Below are 21087 nucleotides of genomic sequence, written 5' to 3' on the forward strand. Positions count from 1 at the left end.
CAGACAGCCCCCCGTCCGACATCGGTCCCGATGCGCGCCGCTCAGTCATAGGCATGCCCCGCGCGCAGCCCCTCGCGGACGCGATGGGCGATCTTCAGAAATTCCGCGCTGTCGCGGATATCCAGCGGCCGGTCCTTCGGCAGGGTGCTTTCGATCACATCGGTGATCCGGCCCGGACGGGGCGACATCACCACGATCTTGGTCGAGAGATAAACCGCCTCGGGAATCGAATGCGTCACGAAGCCGATGGTCTTGCCGGTCCGCGCCCAAAGCTTCAACAGCTCCTCGTTCAGCCGGTCGCGCACGATTTCATCCAGCGCGCCGAAGGGCTCGTCCATCAGCAGGATATCCGCATCGAAGGCCAAGGCCCGGGCGATGCTGGCGCGCTGCTGCATCCCCCCCGAAAGCTGCCAGGGGAACTTCTTCGCGAAGCCCTGCAGATCGACAAGCGAGAGCACTTTTTCAACACGGGCGTCCTGTTCGGCCTTGGTATAGCCCATGATTTCCAGCGGAAGTTTCACATTTCCCGCAATCGTGCGCCAGGGGTAAAGCCCCGCCGCCTGAAACACATAGCCATAGCTGCGGGCCTTGCGCGCCTCCTCGGGCGGGATCGAATTCACCGTCAGCGTGCCGCTGGTCGGGTGTTCCAGCGCCGCGATGCAGCGCAGGAAAGTGGTCTTGCCGCAGCCCGAAGGACCGATGAAGCTGACGAAATCGCCCCGCTCGATCGACAGGTTCACGTCTTTCAGCGCCTGAACCGGACCGTCATTGGTCTGAAAGACCAGGTTCAGATCCTTGGCAAATATCACGGGGGCTTTCACGTCTTCGGTCATCCTTGCTTACACGCCACTGGCCGGAATGCCCGAGCGCACCACCGGACGCGGGGCGGTCAGGTCTTTCCAGGTGCTCAGCGCCTTGCTCACCGACCCGTTCGGGTCACGCGCCACGAACTGCCCGTGGCCCTCGCGGCTTTGCACCTTTCCGTCCGCAACCGCAACCATCCCGCGGCTCAGCGTGTAGCGCGGCAGGCCCTTCACCTCCTTGCCCTCGAAGACGTTGTAATCAATCGCAGATTGCTGGCTCGCCGCGGAAATCGTCTTGCGTGCTTCGGGGTCCCAGACCACCAGATCGGCATCGGCGCCGACCAGCACCGCGCCCTTCTTCGGATACATCCCCATGATCTTGGCGATATTGGTCGAGGTCACGGCGACGAATTCGTTCATCGTGATCCGCCCCGTGTTCACCCCCGCCGTCCAGAGCATCGGCAGCCGGTCCTCCAGCCCCCCGGTGCCGTTCGGGATCCTGGTGAAATTGCCGACCCCGAACCGCTTCTGCTCGGTGGTGAAGGCGCAATGGTCGGTGGCAACGCAAGACAGCGTCCCCGCCGCCAGCCCCGCCCAAAGACTGTCCTGATGGTGCTTGGCCCGGAACGGCGGCGACATCACGCGCCGCGCCGCATGGTCCCAGTCGGGATGGAAATATTCGCTTTCATCCAGCGTCAGATGCTGAATGAGCGGCTCGCCCCAGACCCGCTTGCCCTGCATCCGCGCGCGGCGAATGGCTTCATGCGCCTCCTCGCAGGAGGTATGCACCACATAAAGCGGCACGCCGGCCATGTCGGCGATCATGATGGCGCGGTTCGTCGCCTCGCCCTCGACCTGGCTCGGCCGGGAATAGGCATGCGCCTCGGGGCCCGTATTGCCCTCGGCCAGCAGTTTCGCCGACATTTCCGCGACGATATCGCCGTTTTCCGCATGCACCATCGGGATCGCCCCGATCTCGGCGCAGCGCTTGAAACTGGCGAAAAGCTCGTCGTCATTCACCATCAAGGCGCCCTTGTAGGCCAGGAAATGCTTGAACGAGGTGATGCCGCGCTCGACCACTTTCGGCATCTCGTCAAAGACTTGCTGCCCCCACCAGGTCACCGCCATGTGGAAGGAATAGTCGCAATGCGCGCGGGCGGACTTGTTGTCCCATTGCTGCAGAGCATCCATCAGCCCCTGCCCCGGATCGGGCAGCGCGAAATCGATCACCATCGTCGTGCCGCCCGCCAGCGCCGCGCGGGTGCCGCTGTCGAAATCGTCGCTCGAATAGGTGCCCATGAAGGGCATCTCGAGATGCGTATGCGGGTCGATGCCGCCCGGCATCACATAGCAGCCGGTGGCGTCCAGCACGGTGTCGCCCGTCAGCCCCTGCCCGATCGCGATGATCTGCCCGCCCTCGATCGCCACATCGGCCCGGTAGGTCAGATCGGCGGTGACGATGGTTCCGTTCTTGATGACTGTGGTCATGTCCACTCCCTGAAAGCATCCGCTTTCATCTTGCCCTAAATACCTCGGGGGTCCGGGGGCAGCGCCCCCGGCGCGCGGTCAGTCTACGACGACGGCGGTTTCCAGAACCGCATGCAACAGCACATCCGCCCCGGCCGCGGCCCATTCGGGCGAAATCTCCTCGGCCTCGTTATGGCTCAGCCCATCGACACAGGGACACATGACCATCGTCGTCGGCGCGACCTTCGCGGTCCAGCAGGCGTCATGCCCCGCGCCCGAGATGATGTCGCGATGCGCATAGCCCAGCTTCTCGGCCGCGGCGCGGACGCGCCCCACCAGTTCGGGCGTGAAGGTGACCGGGTCGAAATGGCCCACCGCCTCGACGGCGCAGCCGACTTTCAGATCGTCGCAGATCGCCGCCGCGCGGCGCTCGATCTCGGCGCGCATCCCGTCCAGCTTCGCCTGATCGGGGCTGCGGATGTCGACGGTGAAAATCACCGTGCCCGGCAGCACGTTGCGCGAATTCGGGCTGAAGTTCACCTGCCCCACCCCGCCCACGGCATCGGGCTGGGCGGCCATCGCGACCTCTTGCACCATCTCGATGATCCGCGCCATCGCAAGGCCCGCATTGACCCGCATCCCCATGGGCGTGGAACCCGTATGCGCCTCTTTCCCGGTCAGGGTGAATTCAAGCCACCACAGCCCCTGGCAATGCGTCACCACGCCGATCGTCTTTTTCTCGGCCTCAAGGATCGGGCCCTGCTCGATATGCAGCTCGAAATAGGCCTGCATCTTGCGCGCGCCGACTTCTTCGTCACCGACCCAGCCGATCCGCGCCAGTTCCGCGCCGAAGCTCTTGCACTCCGGATCCTTGCGCGCATAGGCGTAATCCAGGCTGTGGATGCCCGCAAAGACGCCCGAGGCCAGCATGGCGGGCGCGAACCGCGCCCCTTCCTCGTTCGTCCAGTTCGTCACCACGACCGGGTGTTTCGTGCGGATGCCGCGGTCGTTCAGCGTGCGGATGACCTCAAGCCCGCCCAGAACCCCCAGAACGCCATCGTATTTCCCGCCCGTCGGCTGGGTATCCAGATGCGAGCCGATATAGACCGGCAGCGCCTCCGGGTCGGTGCCCGCGCGGCACATGAACATGTTGCCCATCCGGTCAAGGCCCATGGTCAAACCCGCCGCATCGCACCAGCTCTTGAACAGGGCGCGGCCCTCGGCATCGGCATCGGTCACGGTCTGGCGGTTGTTGCCCCCCGCGATCCCCGGCCCGACCTGCGCCATCTGCATGAGGCTGTCCCACAGGCGCGCGGAATTGATACGGAGGTTTTCTCCGGGTGATGGCATCTGGCTGTCTCCCTGTCGTCTGCGGGGCTTTGCCCTCTTGCGACTCGTTTTCTGACCGATTGGTCAGAGGAAAGAGGCCACGCTTCCCCGCCCCGGTCAATGGGGAATGGGGGGCTTGCGGGGCGCTTGGCGCGGGGGACACAGGCGATTGCCCGAATTTTGGGCGGGACCAAGCGGCGGCTTGATCGGCGGGCCCGATGCGGCTAGCCTTTGCTCACCCAAGAAGGCGCCAAAGGCCCCGGGGTGCGGCTGACAGGGGAAATCCCGCGGCGGCAACGAGAGCAGTCAAGGACGAGGCAGGCATGGAAGAGATGGAGAGCGGCCTTTGGCAGGCGCTTGAACGCAGCGCGGCCTTTTACGAGGGCGACGCGGCTTTCGAACCGATCCCGCAGGAACGCATCAACCCGGTCGACTTGCGGCGCAAGATGGGGCTGACCCAGGCGCAGATGGCGCCGATGATGGGCATGAGCCTGTCGGGCTATCGCAAATGGGAACAGGGCCAGCGCGCGATCAGCGGCCCGGCCGCGGTGCTCTTGCGGGTGATCGAAACCGCCCCCGAAGCGGTGAAACAGGCGCTGGCGTCGTAAGAAAATTCCCCGCAAGGGTCGGGCGGAACAGGAAAAGCACCGCTTTTCCCCGCCCGCTGGTGCACGCGCGGTCACACGACCGTTTCCCCAAGCGAGACAGAGGGCAGCGCCCGGCCCGGCGGGCGAGAAGCGCCCGCCTGTGGCGCGGGGCGGGCGCTGCCCGAGGGCCTTTGGGCCCTCGGCGGTCACGGGGCCGATCTGTCGCCAGACCTCGGCGATGGCCTCGGTCAATCTGGATGGGCTTCCCGGGCTTCGACCGGAAAGCCCATCACCTCACTTCCCGCTGGTCGTCGCCATCGGGTTGTTCGGATGCCCGGTCCAGTTCAGATAGTCGCCGACCGGCTTGGCCGTGCGCAGGTCCAGCTCGCCCTCGGACAGCTCGCGCATGGTGATGCAGTTCGTCGGGCAGACCTCGACGCAGAGGTTGCAGGCGACACATTCCTCTTCCTTCACCGTCACCGTGCGATCCGCCGCCATCGTGATCGCCTGATGCGAGGTGTCCTCGCAGACGATGTGGCAGCGGCCGCATTTGATGCAATCCTCCTGCGCGATGCTGGCCTTGGTGGTGTAGTTCAGGTTCAGATACTGCCAATCCGTCACCTTCGGCACGGCGCGGCCGACGATTTCGCGCGTCTCGGTCAGGCCCTTGCGGTCCATGTAGTCCGACAGGCCCGAGATCATCTCCTCGACGATCTTGAAGCCATAGGTCATCACCGCGGTGCAGACCTGCACGTTATGCGCGCCCGGGGCCATGAACTCGGCCGCATCGCGCCAGGTGGTGACGCCGCCGATGCCCGAAATCGGCAAACCGCGCGTGGCCGGGTTGCGGGCGATCTCGGCCACCATGTTCAGCGCGATCGGTTTCACCGCCGGGCCGCAATAGCCGCCATGGGTGCCGAACCCGTCAATCGTCGGCTGCGGCGCAAACAGATCCAGATCGACCGAGGTGATCGAATTGATCGTGTTGATCAGGCTCACCGCATCGGCGCCGCCGCGTTTCGCCGCTTCGGCCGGTATGCGGATGTCCGAGATGTTGGGCGTCAGCTTGACGATGCAGGGCATACGCGAATGTTGCTTCACCCAGCGCGTCACCATCTCCACATAGTCCGGCACCTGCCCCACCGCCGCGCCCATGCCGCGTTCGGCCATGCCATGCGGACAGCCGAAGTTCAGCTCGACCCCGTCGGCCTCGGTTTCCTCGACCCGGGCCAGGATCGCTTTCCAGCTGTCCTCGTCGCAGGGCACCATCAGCGACACGACCAAGGCCCGGTCCGGGTAATCGCGCTTGACCGATTTGATCTCGCGCAGGTTCACCTCGAGCGGCCGGTCGGTGATCAACTCGATGTTGTTCAGGCCGAGAAGCGTGCCATCGGGCCCGTGGATCGCGCCATAGCGCGGGCCGGAGACGTTCACCACCGGCGGGCCATCAAGCCCGAGCGTCTTCCAGACGACGCCGCCCCAACCGGCCTCAAAGGCGCGGCGGACGTTCACTTCCTTGTCGGTCGGCGGCGCCGAGGCGAGCCAGAACGGGTTCGGGGATTTGATGCCAAGGAATGTCGAAGTCAGGTTCGCCATCTCAGGCCCCCATCAGAAAAGCGTGGATATCTTCGGCCGCATCGCGGCCCTGCGCGACGGCGGTCACCGTCAGATCTTCGCCGCCACTGGCGCAATCGCCGCCCGCCCAGACATGGGACAGCCCGGTGCGCCCGCGCGCGTCGATCTCGATCTTGCCGTCGGTGATCGTCAGGCCTTCAGGCACCGGCCCCAAAGTCTGGCCGATCGCGGTGAAGATCTGATCCGCCTTGATCCGCAAGGTGTCGTCCAGCTGCACCAGTTTTCCATCGCGGGTTTCGGTGCGGGCGAATTCGACCTCATAGCCCTGATCGTCCTTGCGGATCGCCACGGGCGCGGCATTCGGCACGATCCGCACGCCGTTCTTTTGCGCATGCTCCTGTTCATGGCCCGAGGCGGGCATTTCCGCCTGCGAGCGGCGATAGACGATGCTGGCGGTCTCGGCGCCCAGCAGTTTCGCCTGCACCGCCGCATCGACCGCGGTCATGCCGCCACCGATCACCACGACGCGGCGGCCGACGGGGACCGTCGCCAGATCCTCGGCCTGACGCAGATGCGCGATGAACTCGGTCGCCGGCGTGGCAAATTCCGCCCCGGGGATCGTCAGCGCATTCACGCCGGCAAGCCCCATGCCAAGGAAGACCGCGTCATGGTCCGCCAGCAGATCCGCCACCGAACCGTTGCGGCCAAGCTGCCAGTTTTCCAGCACCGCGATGCCGCCGATCTGCAACAGCCAGGCCACTTCCCTGGCCGCAAAGCCACCCGGCGCCTTGTAGGCGGCGATGCCATATTCATTCAGCCCGCCCGGTTTCAGCCGCGCGTCATAAACGGTGACCTCGTGGCCGCGCATCGCCAGCCGATGCGCGCAGGCCAGACCCGCAGGCCCCGCCCCCACCACGGCCACGGCTTTCCCCGTTCGGGCCGCGCGCGTGAAGGGATGGACGCCCGAGGTCTGCAGCCGGTCGGTGGCAAAGCGCTGCAAGGCGCCGATCTCGACCGGCTTGCCCTCGGCCGCCTCGCGCACGCAGGCGCCCTCGCACAGGGTTTCGGTCGGACAGACCCGGGCGCACATGCCGCCAAGGATGTTTTGCGACAGGATCGTCTGCGCCGCCGCCTCGGGCGTGCCGGTCAGGATCTGCCGGATGAAGAGCGGCACGTCGATGTCGGACGGACAGGCCGTGGTGCAGGGCGCCTCGGCGCAGAAATAGCAACGCGCCGCCGCCACCTGCGCCTGATGCGGGCTCAAAGGCGGCGCGACATCGGCAAAGGCCGTGCAATATTCGGCATCGGAAAGACGCCCGGGATGCACCCCGGGTCGATACTGGCTTGTGGTCACTGTGACCTCCCTGGCTTTGTTATTGCCTTCGAGGCTGCCATGATCCGAAATTTTATCAATAGGTAAAATACTGACGGACAGGCATTGGCGCATCGCAGCCGGGCATCTGCCCAAGGAATGGGCTGATGCGGGGGAAATTGCGGTCAGAGATTCGGGAAGACGGCGCGAAACGGCGGCGAAGACGAAAGATTCGGCACGGAGTCGGCACGGGACAGGCCCAGAATCAGGCCCGAGCGTGCGACATTCATGTCAATCACGCGACTTGGGAAGCCGTCAGAACGGTTTCAAGCCCTCGCGACGGGTAAAATCGGCGCGACAATTCGACCTGAAAATTCCGGTTGCCTGCGACAGGCCGTCCGGGCCCGCGCGCCGGGGCAACCGGCCGATCTGCGACAGGCTAACGCAGTTTAATGCACATCCGCAATGACCGTTTGACCCGAAGGCCGGTTTCGCGCCCCCCGCAAGGCGCCCGCCGCGCGACGGCCGCGAGGCGCAAACCCCCTTTGCCACATGGCTCTTGCGCCCTGTCGCACCCCCCTGCCGCAGGCCCCGCGCGGGCCCGCGGACCGGCCCCGGAATCAGCCAAAGATACCTCTGGAACACCTGTTTTCACTGGGGTTTTGCGCCCCCGGGGGTGGCCGAATTTGCCGCAGTGTCAGCCCGACTTTACACTTGATCGCCGACACTCGGGCTCCCATAGTGCGTCTCACGAGGTCGGATCACAGACGGTCCGGCAGCGGGGGGGCGCTGAGACGGGGCTCGAACTTAACCGAGAGAGCTTCATCAACGTTCCCAATGATCCCAGTTTTGGAGGATTCGGGACAATGACTGACGATAAAGCTGGGCCGAGCGGCCTGTCGCTGAAAGAAGCTGAAGAAATCCACAGCTACCTGATCGATGGCACCCGTGTGTTCGGGGCGATGGCGCTTGTTGCGCACATCCTCTCGGCCATCGCCACGCCGTGGCTCGGGTAATCGGGTAGAGGAGAAATACAATGAACAACGCCAAAATCTGGACCGTCGTCAAGCCCTCGACCGGTATCCCGCTGATCCTCGGCGCCGTTGCGGTCGCCGCTCTGATCGTGCACGCCGGCCTGCTGACCAACACGACCTGGTTCGCGAACTACTGGAACGGCAACCCGATGGCGACCGTCGTCGCTGTTGCGCCGGCTCAGTAATCTGCTGACCTTTGGGCCCACCGGCACCCGTCGGTGGGCCCATTCCCTCCGGGGCTGAGCCCCTCGCACTTTCTCTCTCCGACGGGCGGCTGGACTATGGGCTACCGTGCTTTTGCTCTGAAGAACCTGGCGCGGCACGCTCCGAAGTACCTGCCATTCGCCGACGTGGCCAGTGAAGAGGTTCCGCTCTCGCGGTTGCTGCGACTGTCGCTCTTTCAGATCACCGTCGGGATGACCTTGACCCTGCTCGCGGGCACCCTGAACCGGGTGATGATCGTCGAGCTGGCGGTTCCGGCCTCGCTCGTCTCGGTGATGCTGGCGATGCCGATGCTGTTTGCGCCCTTCCGCACGCTGATCGGCTTCAAGTCCGACACGCACAAGTCGGCTCTCGGGCTGCGTCGCGCGCCCTGGATCTGGAAGGGAACGATTTATCAATTCGGCGGCTTCGCCATCATGCCCTTCGCGCTTCTGGTGCTGTCGGGGTTCGGTGAATCCGTGGATGCGCCGCGCTGGATCGGAATGAGCGCGGCCGCTCTTGCCTTCCTCCTCGTGGGGGCCGGGGTGCATATCGTCCAGACCGCGGGTCTGGCGCTGGCAACCGACCTCGTCGCGGAAGAAGACCAGCCGAAGGTCGTCGGCCTCATGTATGTGATGCTGCTCTTCGGCATGGTGATCAGCGCGCTCGTCTACGGGGCGTTGCTGGCGGACTACACGCCCGGGCGCCTGATCCAGGTGATCCAGGGGACTGCATTGGCGAGTGTCGTGTTGAACATGGCCGCGATGTGGAAGCAGGAAGCCGTCAGCCGGGACCGTGCCCGGCAGATGGAAACCGCGGTGCACCCGACCTTCAAGGAGGCCTTCGGCCTGCTGATGGGCCGTCCGGGGATGCTGGCGCTGCTGACCGTGATCGCGCTGGGGACTTTCGGCTTCGGTATGGCCGATGTGCTTTTGGAACCCTACGGGGGTCAGGCGCTGCACCTGACCGTCGGGGAGACGACGAAACTGACCGCGCTCTTTGCGCTGGGGACGCTTGCCGGTTTCGGCACTGCGTCCCGTGTGCTGGGGAACGGGGCAAGGCCGATGCCGCTGGCGGTGCTGGGTGCACTGATCGGGGTTCCCGGGTTTGTCGCCATCATCATGTCCTCGCTGATCAGCCAGGACGGTATCTGGCTGTTCCTTGCGGGCACCTTCGCTGTCGGGCTCGGCATCGGTCTTTTCGGCCATGCCACGCTGACGGCGACCATGCGGACCGCGCCCGCCGATCGGATCGGGCTGGCGCTGGGAGCCTGGGGGGCTGTGCAGGCGACGGCCGCCGGTCTGGGTGTCGCGCTTGCGGGGGTGGTTCGTGACGGTTTGGTTGCCCTGCCGGGGACTTTCGGGTCCGGTGTGGTGGGGCCTTATAATACGGTGTTCGCCATCGAGGCGTTGATTTTGATCGTGGCCATCGCCTTCGCTGTGCCGCTTCTCAAGCGGGGAGGTCGATGACCCGAGGCCCGTGCGGGACACCTGGACGTGACTGAAGAATGCCCTTGAACCCGAGGAGGACGCATGACGACGGTGATCACACGGCTTTATGCCGATGAAAAAACGGCTTGCGACATCGCAAGACAACTGAAAAGCGAAGGTATTCCGAAACGCGCTCTGAAGGTCGTCGTCGCCGACGGCAAGAAGGGCGCTGCCTTGGCCGAAGCCCTCAAGTCCGCCGGCGTGCATCCCAGCGCGGCTGCGGGCTATGCCGAACGTGTCGCCGGCGGCGCTGCCGCGCTCGTGGCGAAAGTCAACTACAAGCCGCTCGGCGCGGCGAAACTCGTGCGCGCCATCACTGCTCGCGCAGCGGTGGTCGCGGTCGAGAACGCAACCGAAGAGTTCACCTGTGAGGACGCATCTGAAATGACTGACAACATCATGAAAGACCACCGGCACATCTTCCTGCCGCAACCCGTCAAGGCCGACGAAAAGCCCGGCGCCTTCTCGGAGCGCTTTGGCTGGAAACTTCTGCTCGACACCCCGCGCAAGAAGAACGTCTACGAAGGCACCAAGTTCATGTCGCAAGACTTCTGGCCGACGCCCTTGGTGAAAACCACCGCGCCGAAGGTCAAGCTGATCCCGGCTGACGCTCCGCCGCAATCGGCGAAGTTCTGGAAAGCCCCGCTGCTGAAAGACACGCCGCGTCAATCGAACGTGATCCCGGGCGACTTCCTGCCCTTCTCGAACACCTTCGGCCTGGCGACCATTCAGCGTCGCTGATCACTGACAAGGGGCGGCATGGACCGCCCCTGCACTCCTCGGGTTTGCGCCCGTCTGTCCGCCCTTCTTTGGAAGGTCCGAACAGGCGGGCGCCTTTTATTTCGGCCCCCCCCTGCCCTGCCGAACGGCGCGTCGGGCGAAACGGAAAACGCATCGCGTTTTCCCGCCCGTTGCGAGCCGGTCGGCACAGGACCGCAGTCCCAGGCGTGACAGAGGGCGGCGCCCGTCCCGGCGGGCGAGAAGCGCCCGCCGGGACGGGGCGGGCGCTGCCCGAGTGCCTTTGGGCCCTCGGGGGGCATCGGACCAATGATCCGCGAGGCCAAGGCGATGGCCTTGGCCAGACGGAGGTCAAGCCGTGATGAACTCGCGCACGAAACTGCTGGCCGGACGGGCGCGGATGTCGCTGGGGCGGCCGATCTGCTCGATCCGGCCCATCGACATCACCACCACCATATCGGCCAGCTCCATCGCCTCTTCCTGATCATGGGTCACGAAGACCGTGGTCAGGCCGGTGGCGTCGTGAATGTCGCGCAGCCCCTGACGCAGCTCCTTGCGGACCTTGGCATCGAGCGCGCCGAAGGGCTCGTCCAGAAGCAGCATCCGCGGCTCGATGGCGAGCGCCCGGGCCAGGGCCACGCGCTGGCGCTGCCCGCCCGAAAGCTGGCTCGGATAGCGCGCGCCAATCTCGGGCAGCTGGATCAGCTCCAGCAGCCGCGCCACCCGCCGGGCGATCTCCAGCTTCGGCGGCCGCTCGGCCCTCGGCCGGGCGCGCAACCCGTAGGCGATGTTTTCAAACACCGTCATGTGCCGGAACAAAGCATAGCTTTGGAACACGAAGCCCGCGCGGCGATCCTGCACCCGGATGTCGGTGGCGTCCTGGCCGTCAAACAGCACCCGCCCCGAGGTCGGGAATTCGAGCCCCCCCAGAATCCGCAACAGCGTCGTCTTGCCCGAGCCCGAGGGGCCCAGAAGCGCCACCAGCGCCCCCGAGGGGATGGCGAGCGACACCGGATGCAGCGCCGCCGTGGTGCCGAAGAGCTTCGAGATCTCTTGAATGTCGATATCCATCATGTCCCTCAATGGCGGTGGGTGGCGGCGATTTCGTCGGCGTGGCGCAGCTCCAGCACGGTCTTGAGCAGCAGCGTGACCAGCGCGAGCGCGGTGAGCAGCCCGGCCAGCGAAAACGCCGCGACCGAGAGATATTCGTTGTAAAGCATCTCGATGGTGATCGGCATCGTCGCGGTCTGGCCGCGGATCTTGCCCGAGACGACGGCGACGGCGCCGAATTCCCCCATCGCGCGGGCGTTGCACAAAAGCACGCCATAAAGCAGCGCCCAGCGGATCTTCGGCAGCGTCACCGTGGTGAAGACCCGCCAGCCCGAGGCGCCCAGCGTCAGCGCCGCCTCCTCCTCCTGGCAGCCCTGCTCGATCATCACCGGAATGAGCTCGCGCGCGACAAAGGGGAAGGTGACGAACATCGTCGCCAGCACGATCCCCGGAAGGGCGAAGACGATCGGGTAACCCTGTGCCACCAGCCAGCCGCCGATGGCGGAATTCGCCCCGAACATCAAGACGATGCACAGCCCCGCCACGACCGGAGATACCGAAAACGGCAGGTCGATCAGGGTGATCAGGAAGGCCTTGCCGCGAAACTCGAAGCGAGTGATGAACCAGGCCGCCGCAATCCCGAAAACGGCGTTGAGCGGCACCGACAGCGCGGCAATCATCAGCGTCAACCGGATCGCCGACAGCGCATCGGGGTTGCCGAGGCTTTTCAGCGCGGCAAACCAGCCCTTGGCCAGCGCCTCGACAAAGACGGTCAGCAGCGGCGCGGCGACCAGAAGCGCCATCCCGGCCACGGCGGCCAGGATCAAAAGGCCCCGCACCAGCGGCGTCTCATCGGTGGCGGATCGCCAGTTGCGTTCGGCTGCGTCAGACATCGCCAATCCTCCGGCGGCTCCAGATCTGGATCAGGTTGATGGCAAGCAGCATCGCGAAGCTGATCGCCAGCATGGCAATGCCGATCGCGGCGGCGCCGTCGTAGTTGAATTCTTCCAGCTGGATCACGATCAGAAGCGGCGCGATCTCGGTTTTCAGCGGGATGTTTCCGGCGATGAAGATCACCGAACCGTATTCGCCCACCGCCCGCGCGAGCGACAGCGCAAAGCCGGTCAACGCGGCTGGCAGCAGCATCGGCGCGATGATCCGGCGCAAGGTGGTGAAGCGGGTGGCGCCCAGCGTCGCCGAGGCCTCCTCGACCTCGCGGTCGATCTCCTCGATCACCGGTTGCACGGTGCGGGTGACGAAGGGCAGGCCGACAAAGATCAGCGCCAGAAAGATCCCCCCTTGCGTATAGGCGATCTTCAGCCCGAAATCCTTGGCCAGCGCGCCAAAGACCCCGTTGGGCGCGTAAAGCGTGGTCAGCGCGATGCCCGCGACGGCGGTCGGCAGGGCGAAGGGCAGATCGACGGCGGCATCGACCAGACGGCGGCCGGGAAAGTCGTAACGCACCAGCACCCAGGCCAGAACGACGCCGAAGACCAGATTGAACAGCGCCGCGAAGAACGAGAGCCGGAACGACAGTTCCAGCGCCGCCCAGACCCGCTCGCGGTTCACCGTGGCCCAGAGGCCGTCGAGCCCGTAGCTGGCGCCCTGCGCCAGAAGCGCGCCGATCGGGCCCAGCACGACCAGCGACAGCATCGTCAGCGTGATCCCCATCGACAGCCCCAGCCCCGGCATCGGCGAGCGATTGATCAGCGGGCGCGGCATGCTGGCGGTCCTTTCCGTGAGCCTCGTCATTTCCAAAATATCCACCGTGTCAGTCGAGATTGAAAGGGATAAATCTCGTCATTATTGGTCGTGAATATAGAATTTTATTCTCTGCCGTTCCGCCACCCTTCCGGCGCGAGTCGCCAGAAGAAAAGGCCCCGCCGGGGCGGGGCCTTATGCCAGGATCCTGACTTCAAAGGGCCGTCAGGCCGGGGCGCCGGTGCCGTCGAAGACGCCCTCGAACAGCACCGAGGACAGATAGCGCTCGCCCGAGTCGGGCAGGATCACCACGATGGTCTTGCCAGCGTTTTCCGGCCGCGCCGCCAGCCGCAGCGCCGCCGCCGTGGCCGCGCCGCAGGAAATCCCGGCCAGAATGCCTTCCTCGCGGGCCAGCCGCAGCGCCACCGCCACCGCTTCTTCGTTCGAGACCTGCTCGATCGCATCGACAAGGCTCAGGTCCAGCACCTCGGGCACGAACCCGGCGCCGATGCCCTGGATCTTGTGCGGCCCGGGTTTCACCGCCTCGCCCGCCCGGGTCTGGCTGAGCACCGGGCTTGCCGCGGGCTCGACCGCGACCGAGGTGATCGCCTTGCCCAAGGTCTGCTTGAAATAGCGGCTGACGCCGGTGATCGTGCCGCCGGTGCCGACGCCCGCGACGAAAATGTCGATCTTGCCGCCGGTCGCGGCCTCGATCTCGGGGCCGGTGGTGCGTTCGTGAATCGCCGGGTTGGCCGGGTTCCTGAACTGTTGCAAGAGCACGTATTTCGGGTCCGAGGCGGCGATTTCCTCGGCCTTGGCGATGGCGCCCGCCATGCCCTTCGCCCCCTCGGTCAGCACCAGCTTCGCGCCGTAGGCCAAAAGCAGCTTGCGCCGTTCCAGGCTCATCGTCTCGGGCATGGTGAGCGTGATCGGAATGCCGCGCGCCGCGGCGACGAAGGCCAGCGCGATGCCGGTATTGCCCGAGGTCGGCTCGACGATTTCCTTGCCAGGCGTCAGGAGGCCGCGTTCCTCCGCGTCCCAGATCAGCGCCGCGCCGATCCGGCATTTGACCGAGCCCGCCGGATTGCGCGCCTCGATCTTCGCCAGAACGGTGGCGCCCAGCCCCTGCCCCAGCCGCCCCAGCTTCACCAGCGGCGTGCCGCCGATCGAGCGCGAATTGTCCTCGAAAACCATCGTCATCTGATCTCCCCTTTGCGTGCCCATCCTATCGACCACGCCCGGCCGCGGTTGAAAAGGGGCTAAAACCCGCCTTCCTGAAAGCGGCCGAACTTTGGGAGAATGGTGTTTTCGCCATGGCCCGAAAAAGCACAAAATTCTGTTCCGCGCCCCTCCGGCGCGGGAATTCCGGGCCGAACACCGGCCCGGCGCCCGGTTCAGAGAATAAAATCCGCAAACCTGCCCCGGGGCAAAAGCCCGGGATTCGCCCCGCCCGGGGCGCGCCGCGCGCCGGGATCAGGCCCCGGCGCGCGCCTGCCTCACAGATCGGTTGCGAAGCCGTAGGTCTGGGTGACGTAATCGATGTCCTTGTCGCCCCGGCCCGACAGGTTGATCAGGATCGACTTGCCCGGATGGGCCGCCGCCTCGCGCATCGCGAAGGCCACGGCATGCGCGCTTTCGAGCGCGGGAATGATCCCCTCGTGCCGCGAGAGCGCGAAAAAGGCCTTCAGCGCCTCCTTGTCATTGGCGGTGGTGTAGTGCACCCGGCCGATCTTGTGCAGATGCGCGTGCTCCGGGCCGACGCCGGGATAATCCAGCCCCGAGGCGACGGTGTGCACCGGCGCGGGCTCGCCCTGCGCATCCTTGAGCACAAGGGTGCGGAAGCCGTGAATGTCGCCATCCTCGCCAAAGGAAATCGTCGCCGCGTGATCGCCCAGATTCGAGGAGGTGCCGAGCGGCTCGACGCCGTAAAGACCGACCGCGGCATCGTCGATGAAGCCCGAGAAAATCCCCATCGCATTCGAGCCGCCGCCGACGCAAGCCGCCACCATGTCAGGCAATTCCCCCGTCATTTCAAGGAATTGCTCGCGTGCCTCGACGCCGATGACATGCTGGAAATCGCGCACCATCCGCGGGAACGGATGCGGGCCGACGACCGATCCGATGGCGAAAAGCGCGGTATCGGCCTGGGCGATGTAGCTCTGGAAGCAGCTGTCCACCGCTTCTTTCAGCGAGCGCCCGCCAAACGAGACCGGCACCACCGTCGCGCCCAGAAGCTTCATCCGGGTGACGTTCGGCGCCTCCTTGGCGATGTCGATCTCGCCCATGTGAATCTCGCAGTCCATGCCGAAATAGGCCGCCGCCGTGGCCAGCGCGACCCCGTGCTGCCCCGCCCCGGTTTCGGCCATCAGCTTGGTCTTGCCCATGAATTTCGCCAGCAACCCCTCGGCCATGCAATGGTTGAGCTTGTGCGCGCCGGTATGGTTGAGATCCTCGCGCTTGGCATAGATCTGCGCGCCGCCGCACAGCGCCGAGAGGTTCTTCAGATAGGAAACGGGCGTGGGGCGGCCCTGGAAATGCTTGCGGATCTGGCGCAGTTCGGCGATGAAATCGGCCGATTTCGAGATTTTCGCGTAAGCCTCGCGGATCTCCTTGAAATGCGGCTCGAGCGGCGGTGGCAGCATCGCCCCGCCGTAGCTGCCAAACCACCCGTCCTTGTCCGGTGTCGTCTTGAGATAGGATGTCATCCTCGGTCCTTCCACGGTCGTTCCGGCCGGGATTTGACGCCGAACGACGCGGCACGGCAAGGCGCGAAAGCGCCACAGTCCCGGCCGGGACCGGTTTTTTGGTCGCAACCGCGCGCGGGCCGGGATCAGCCGGTGCGGCAGGCGTTTCCGCGCAGGAAACGGGCGAAATCGGCGGCATCCATCGGGCTCGACCACAGGAAGCCCTGCCCGACATCGATGCCCAGATCGACCAGCACCGCCCGCTGCGCCTCGTCCTCCACCCCCTCGGCGACCGAGCGGATGCCCATGCCGCGGGCGATTTCGGCGATCGCGGCGACGATGGCGCGATCCTCGCGGCGATAGCACAGACCGGCAATGAAACTGCGGTCGATCTTCAGTTCCGCCACCGGCACCTTTTTCAGATCGCCCAGCGCGGCATGGCCGGTGCCGAAATCATCGAGCGACAGTTCATACCCGCGCTCCGCCAGCGAATCGAGCAGGCTGATCGTCATGTCGGTGCCGCGCCCGACAAAGCAGCCCTCGGTGATCTCGAGCAGCAAATCGCGGCCGTCGACGCCCGACGCCTCGAACATCGCGATGGTGTCGAGCAGCAGCTCGGGCGATTTGATGTCGTCGGGATGGATGTTCAGCGCGATCTTGCCCGGCGCCAGCCCCGCGCCGCGCCAGCCCAGCAGATCGGCCGCCACGGTCTCGGCGATCCGGCGCGACAGATTGGGCAGCAGACCGCGTTCGGCGGCGATGGTCAGGAAACTGTCGGGGGCGACGGCAGAGCCGTCGGGCCTGCGCCAGCGCACCAGCGCCTCCGCCCCCAGCAGGCGGCCATCGCTCAGCGCGATCTTCGGCTGATACTGCACATAAAGCTGCTCGCCCTCCAGCGCCTCGCGCAGCCCGGCCTCGATCCGGTCGCTCTCGATCACCCGCCTGCGCAGCTGTTCGTTGAACAGCAGGCACTGGCCGCGCCCGCTTTCCTTGGCCCGGTTCAGCGCCAGATCGGCCTTGATCAGCAACTCGACCGGATCGGCGCCGTCGTCCGGGCAGATCACCGCCCCGATCGAGGCGCCCGGATGCACCCGCCGCCCCGCCAGAAGTGCGGGCGGCTCGAAGGCCGCCAGCAGGCGATCGGCGATCGGGCGGATCTGCGCCGCCGCGCTCACCTCGGCCAGGATCACCGCGAATTCATCCCCGCCGAGCCGGGCGATCACATCGCCCTCGGGCAGGTTGGCGCGCAGGCGGCGGGCAATTTCGGTCAGCAATTCATCGCCGACCCCATGGCCGAACAGGTCGTTGACGTTCTTGAACCGGTCAAGATCCATCAGCAGCAGCGCAAAGCCCCGGCCGCTGTCGCGCTGGCGCGCCACCGCCTCGGCCAGGCGGGCGTTGAAGGCCTTGCGGTTCAGAAGCCCGGTGGTGTCGTCGATATTGGCCAGAAGATAGTTTTCGTCGCGGGCCTGGCGCAGGCTGCCGACGGCCCGCGACAGCGCCGCGACGGAATCGTCGCGCTGCCGGGCGGTTTCGCCGGTGCGATAGGAAAAATACGCCAGAAAGGCGCCGTAAAGCAGCGCATAAAGCGTCACCGACCAGGCCTGCGCCCAGCCGCCCAGGTGAAACGACAGGATCACCGCGGCGAGGATCGTCGACTGGAAGGCCACCGCGGCGACGAAGGCGCGGTGCAGCATGAAGACGCCCCCGGCCAGCATGCCGGTGCTGACAAGCAGCACCACCAGCGGGTCACCGGTCTGATGCAGGCCGATCACATGCAAAGGCAGCACCGCCCAGGGCGCGGCGAACAGCACCGAGGTCAGGATCAGCCGCCGCGCCGCCCGGGCGGAAACCCGCGGGACCCGGCGCCCGGCGGCACGGCGCGACATCCGGCTGAGCGCACCGCCCAGCGCGAGGATCGAGCCGAGCCAGAAGACCACGAAGCTGCGGTCATCATGGCGCAGCGATTCCAGCACGTAGATCATCGCGTTCAGCGCCGTCACCGAAACCCCGACCGACGTCCCCTGCACGACGCTGGCAACGTCTTCCGGGCTGGGATGCTTGGTCAGCACCGCCCGGATCCGGGTCAACAGGAGAGGCAGCTGGGGCAAAACGTCAGTCTTTCATCGGAGTCGCGCCCTCGATCATGGCGGCAAATGGTAACCAGCGCCTGAAGGCGACCCAAAAATCCCGCTCAAAGCGAAAAGCCGCCGCGATCAGGCAAGGGCGGCAGCCTCGGCGCGCAGCCCGTCGGATTGCAGAAATTCGCATAGAAAATCCATGGCAGGCAGGGGTTTGGCGAAATGATAGCCCTGCCCCAGATCGCAGCCATGCTGGCGCAGCCAGACCACCTGGGCGGGTGTGTCGATGCCTTCGGCGACGGTGCGCAGCCCCAGCGCCGCCGCCATCGCCAGGGTCGCGCGCACGATCGCATCGGAGGCCCCGTCATCCAGCGCGATGCGCGAGACGAAACTGCGGTCGATCTTCAATTCCTTCAGCTGCAGCTTTTGCAGATAGCTGAGCGAGGAATAGCCGGTGCCGAAATCATCCGCCGAAAGCTCGAACCCGGCCGCCAGAAGCGCCTCGATACTGTCGCGCGCCTCCGAATTCAGATCGACGACCGCGCCCTCGGTGATCTCGAACAGCACATCTTCGGGGCCCAGATCCGCCGCCTGCAGATGCGCCAGCACCGCCTGCCCGAACCGGACCCGGCGCAGGCTTTCGGGCGAGAGGTTGATCGAGATGCACAGCTGCTGGCCGCGCCCGCGCAGCGTCGCGACAAAGGCACCGACCAGATCGATCATCAAAAGGTCGATGTCGCGCACGAGGCCGGTCTTTTCCGCGATCGGCATGAAGATGTCGGGGCCGATCCCCGCCAGCGCCGGATCGGTGCAGCGCACCAGCGCCTCAGCCCCGGCCAGGCTGCCGTGATCGAGCAGGTTGATCTTCGGCTGCAGATAAAGCGCAAAGGCGCCGTCGCGGATCGCGCGTTGCAGCGATTGTCCGATCGTCGCCTCGCGCGCGAGCCGGTCGCGCAGCTTCGGCGTGAAGGGCACGGCGCGGTTGCCGCCCAGCGCCTTGGCCTCGTACATCGCTAGATCGGCGTTCAGCCACATTTCCTCGGGGCTGTGCGCATCCATCGGAAACCGGCTCATCCCCATCGAGGCGGACAGATAAAGCGGCTGGCCGTCGATCTCGAAAGGTTCGGCGAAAGCCTGCGCCAGCGCCGCGGTCGCCGCCTCGGGTTCCTCGGCAAGGCGGCCGCGGCTGAGGAAGGTGAATTCCTCGGCCCCGGCCCGGGCCAGCAGCTGATCGGGTTCGCGCAGCGCCTCCAGCCGTTCGGCGACCTTGCAGATCACCCGGTCGCCCAGCTGCGGGCCGAAACGGTCCTTGATCTGCTGGAACTGGTCGATCGACAGGAAGACCTGCTGCAACAGATCGCCCGCGGCGCGCGCGCGCAGCTGCGCCGGGCCGACCTGGGCGCGAAAGGATTCGCGGTTGGGCAGCCCGGTCAGCGCATCATGCGTCGCGGCATGGCTGGCCTCTTCGGCGGCCTCGGCCAGACGCCGCTCGTCCATCAGCCTTTGCGTGATGTCGGAAACCGAACAGACCACCTGCACCGGCCCGCCGCGCGCTTCCATCGGCGCCGCATTGACCGAGATCACCCGCTCCGTCCCGTCCGGTCGCGGCAGGGTCAGGCGCAGGTCGTTCAGCGTCTCGCCGCCCCGCGCCACGCGCTCGAAGGGAAAGCCCCGCCCCGCCCCGCTGCCGTCGCGCTGGCCATAAAGCCAGCCCAGCGCCGCATGAGAGCGCCCGACCAGCCCCGCCCCGGTGGCGTCAAGGATCTGCTCCGCCTCCATGTTCGCAAAGACGATCACCCCCGAAGGGTCGAAGGCCAGGATGCCCGAGACAGAGGTTTCCGTCAGCCGCTGCAGGAAGTCGTTCTTCGCGATCAGCTCGGCTTCGAGCTGCTTGCGGCGCGAAATGTCGACATGCACCCCCGAGAGCACCAGCGCCTCGCCGGTCGCGGCCATCTCGACGGCGCGGCCGCGCGACAGGATCCAGACCCAGTGCCCGTCGGCATGGCGCATGCGGAATTCTTCGGTGAAGAAATAGTCCCGGCTGCGGAACTTCGGCGCCTGGGCGGTGTTCAGCCGCACCATGTCCTCGGGATGGACCAGCGCGCGCCAGTCGTCGATCATCAGCGGCGCGGGCAGGTCTTCGGGCTTGCGGCCGATGATCTCGGCCCAGCGGTCGTTGATCACCAGCCGGTTCGTGCGCAGATCGTGCCGCCAGGTGCCCACCTGCCCCCCGGCGATGACATCGGCCAGCCCCCGGATCGCCTCCTGCTGGTCGTGCACATCAAGGGCGAAGCCGAACAGCCTGCCGCCAGGGGCGCGAAAGTTGCTGTCGACATCGGTCACCACCTTGATCCAGCGGTAAGTGCCGTCACGGTCGCGGATCCGGTGCACATGCGGCGGGATCGGCACCCGCCCGCCCGCGAAAATCTCGCGGTGCAGCGCCATATGGGCGTTGAAACTGTCCATGTCGTCGGGATGGACGAGCGCGCGCAGCTCGGTTGTCGGCACCGCCTCCCCCTCGCGCCAGCCGATCCGGCGCGCCAGGATGCCGGAGGTGCGCAGCCACAGGACCCCGTGGCGGTCGACGAAGCTTTCCCAGTCGCAGCCCCCCGCCGCACCCAGCGCCCCGCGCAGCCGGTTCTCGGCCTGCGAGACGGCGTCGAAAGCGTTTTCCAGCTGCGCCAGCGTGCCGCGCAGCACCGCCCAGAGCGCCAGCGAGGTCAGGGCGATGAAGGCCCAGCCCTTGAAGGTCTGATAGGATTGATAATCCTGATAATCCCCGGAAATCAGCGTCAGCAGCCGGTCGCTTGTCAGAATGTACAGCACGCCCACCAGCGCATAGGCCGCAGCGACCCGAAACGCAGTGAAGTGATGAACCAGTCTGGCAGGCATGGCGGGCTTTTCGCGTGTGTTCCGGGGTCAGAAGAAGTCGGACACGAACGCGGACGATGTGTCAATCGCCGTGAACGCGCGCTTTCGAAATACCCCGGCACCCTGCACCGCAAGCGGTGAAGCAATCCTTGCGATTTTGCGGA

Annotated in this window: 17 protein-coding genes; 5 read left to right on the top strand and 12 right to left on the bottom strand. The window is 66.0% G+C overall.

The window, feature by feature from the left end:
- Nucleotides 1-41 precede the first annotated feature (41 nt).
- The 3 genes from LY44_RS06235 to LY44_RS06245 all read right to left on the bottom strand — a co-directional run bounded on the left by LY44_RS06235 (nt 42) and on the right by LY44_RS06245 (nt 3620).
- On the bottom strand, nt 42-833 hold the full coding sequence (locus tag LY44_RS06235) for an ABC transporter ATP-binding protein (protein WP_013068233.1): 792 nt from the start codon (nt 831-833) through the stop codon (nt 42-44).
- 6 nt (nt 834-839) lie between these two features.
- Nucleotides 840-2291 carry a dihydropyrimidinase gene (gene hydA, locus LY44_RS06240; RefSeq protein WP_055212614.1) on the bottom strand — a complete coding sequence of 484 codons (1452 nt, stop codon included), beginning with the start codon at nt 2289-2291 and terminating at the stop codon, nt 840-842.
- Nucleotides 2292-2369: 78 nt separating this feature from the next.
- Nucleotides 2370-3620 carry a Zn-dependent hydrolase gene (locus LY44_RS06245; protein WP_055212612.1) on the bottom strand — a complete coding sequence of 417 codons (1251 nt, stop codon included), beginning with the start codon at nt 3618-3620 and terminating at the stop codon, nt 2370-2372.
- A 302-nt stretch (nt 3621-3922) separates the two neighbouring features.
- Between LY44_RS06245 and LY44_RS06250 the strand changes: the two genes are divergently transcribed.
- Nucleotides 3923-4207: a helix-turn-helix domain-containing protein gene (locus LY44_RS06250; protein ID WP_055212610.1), complete on the top strand. Its 285-nt coding sequence runs from the start codon at nt 3923-3925 to the stop codon at nt 4205-4207.
- Between the two features lie 273 nt (nt 4208-4480).
- On the opposite strand, the gene preA is transcribed toward LY44_RS06250, so the two are convergent.
- A complete protein-coding gene (gene preA / locus LY44_RS06255; RefSeq protein ID WP_055212608.1) occupies nt 4481-5782 on the bottom strand; it encodes an NAD-dependent dihydropyrimidine dehydrogenase subunit PreA in 1302 nt (433 codons plus the stop codon).
- Nucleotide 5783: 1 nt separating this feature from the next.
- Nucleotides 5784-7115 (bottom strand): NAD(P)-dependent oxidoreductase, encoded by a 1332-nt coding sequence (locus LY44_RS06260; protein ID WP_055212606.1) that lies wholly within the window; start codon nt 7113-7115, stop codon nt 5784-5786.
- Between the two features lie 824 nt (nt 7116-7939).
- Between LY44_RS06260 and LY44_RS06265 the strand changes: the two genes are divergently transcribed.
- The 4 genes from LY44_RS06265 (at nt 7940) to LY44_RS06280 (ending at nt 10539) form a co-directional block, all read left to right on the top strand.
- Nucleotides 7940-8089: a light-harvesting protein gene (locus tag LY44_RS06265; protein ID WP_013068239.1), complete on the top strand. Its 150-nt coding sequence runs from the start codon at nt 7940-7942 to the stop codon at nt 8087-8089.
- A gap of 20 nt (nt 8090-8109) precedes the next feature.
- Complete coding sequence (locus tag LY44_RS06270; protein ID WP_013068240.1) at nt 8110-8292, top strand: light-harvesting protein; 183 nt, start codon at nt 8110-8112, stop codon at nt 8290-8292.
- A 96-nt stretch (nt 8293-8388) separates the two neighbouring features.
- A complete protein-coding gene (gene pucC / locus LY44_RS06275; protein ID WP_055212604.1) occupies nt 8389-9777 on the top strand; it encodes a light-harvesting complex assembly protein PucC in 1389 nt (462 codons plus the stop codon).
- 63 nt (nt 9778-9840) lie between these two features.
- Nucleotides 9841-10539 (top strand): hypothetical protein, encoded by a 699-nt coding sequence (locus LY44_RS06280; RefSeq protein ID WP_055212602.1) that lies wholly within the window; start codon nt 9841-9843, stop codon nt 10537-10539.
- Between the two features lie 348 nt (nt 10540-10887).
- On the opposite strand, the gene LY44_RS06285 is transcribed toward LY44_RS06280, so the two are convergent.
- The 7 genes from LY44_RS06285 to LY44_RS06315 form a co-directional block, all read right to left on the bottom strand.
- Complete coding sequence (locus LY44_RS06285) at nt 10888-11607, bottom strand: sulfate/molybdate ABC transporter ATP-binding protein (RefSeq protein ID WP_081024411.1); 720 nt, start codon at nt 11605-11607, stop codon at nt 10888-10890.
- 8 nt (nt 11608-11615) lie between these two features.
- Nucleotides 11616-12479 carry a sulfate ABC transporter permease subunit CysW gene (gene cysW, locus LY44_RS06290; protein ID WP_055212737.1) on the bottom strand — a complete coding sequence of 288 codons (864 nt, stop codon included), beginning with the start codon at nt 12477-12479 and terminating at the stop codon, nt 11616-11618.
- Nucleotides 12472-13308, bottom strand: a complete 837-nt coding sequence (gene cysT, locus LY44_RS06295) for a sulfate ABC transporter permease subunit CysT (protein WP_055212600.1) — start codon at nt 13306-13308, stop codon at nt 12472-12474. Before cysT ends, cysW begins: the two co-directional genes overlap by 8 nt.
- Nucleotides 13309-13512: 204 nt before the next feature.
- Nucleotides 13513-14487: a cysteine synthase A gene (gene cysK, locus LY44_RS06300; protein WP_055212736.1), complete on the bottom strand. Its 975-nt coding sequence runs from the start codon at nt 14485-14487 to the stop codon at nt 13513-13515.
- Nucleotides 14488-14783: 296 nt separating this feature from the next.
- Nucleotides 14784-15992, bottom strand: a complete 1209-nt coding sequence (gene trpB, locus LY44_RS06305; protein ID WP_055212598.1) for a tryptophan synthase subunit beta — start codon at nt 15990-15992, stop codon at nt 14784-14786.
- 125 nt (nt 15993-16117) lie between these two features.
- Complete coding sequence (locus LY44_RS06310; RefSeq protein ID WP_055212735.1) at nt 16118-18043, bottom strand: putative bifunctional diguanylate cyclase/phosphodiesterase; 1926 nt, start codon at nt 18041-18043, stop codon at nt 16118-16120.
- 144 nt (nt 18044-18187) lie between these two features.
- On the bottom strand, nt 18188-20944 hold the full coding sequence (locus LY44_RS06315; RefSeq protein WP_055212597.1) for a sensor domain-containing protein: 2757 nt from the start codon (nt 20942-20944) through the stop codon (nt 18188-18190).
- Nucleotides 20945-21087: the final 143 nt, after the last annotated feature.

The organism is Rhodobacter capsulatus (assembly GCF_003254295.1).
Taxonomy (GTDB): domain Bacteria; phylum Pseudomonadota; class Alphaproteobacteria; order Rhodobacterales; family Rhodobacteraceae; genus Rhodobacter; species Rhodobacter capsulatus.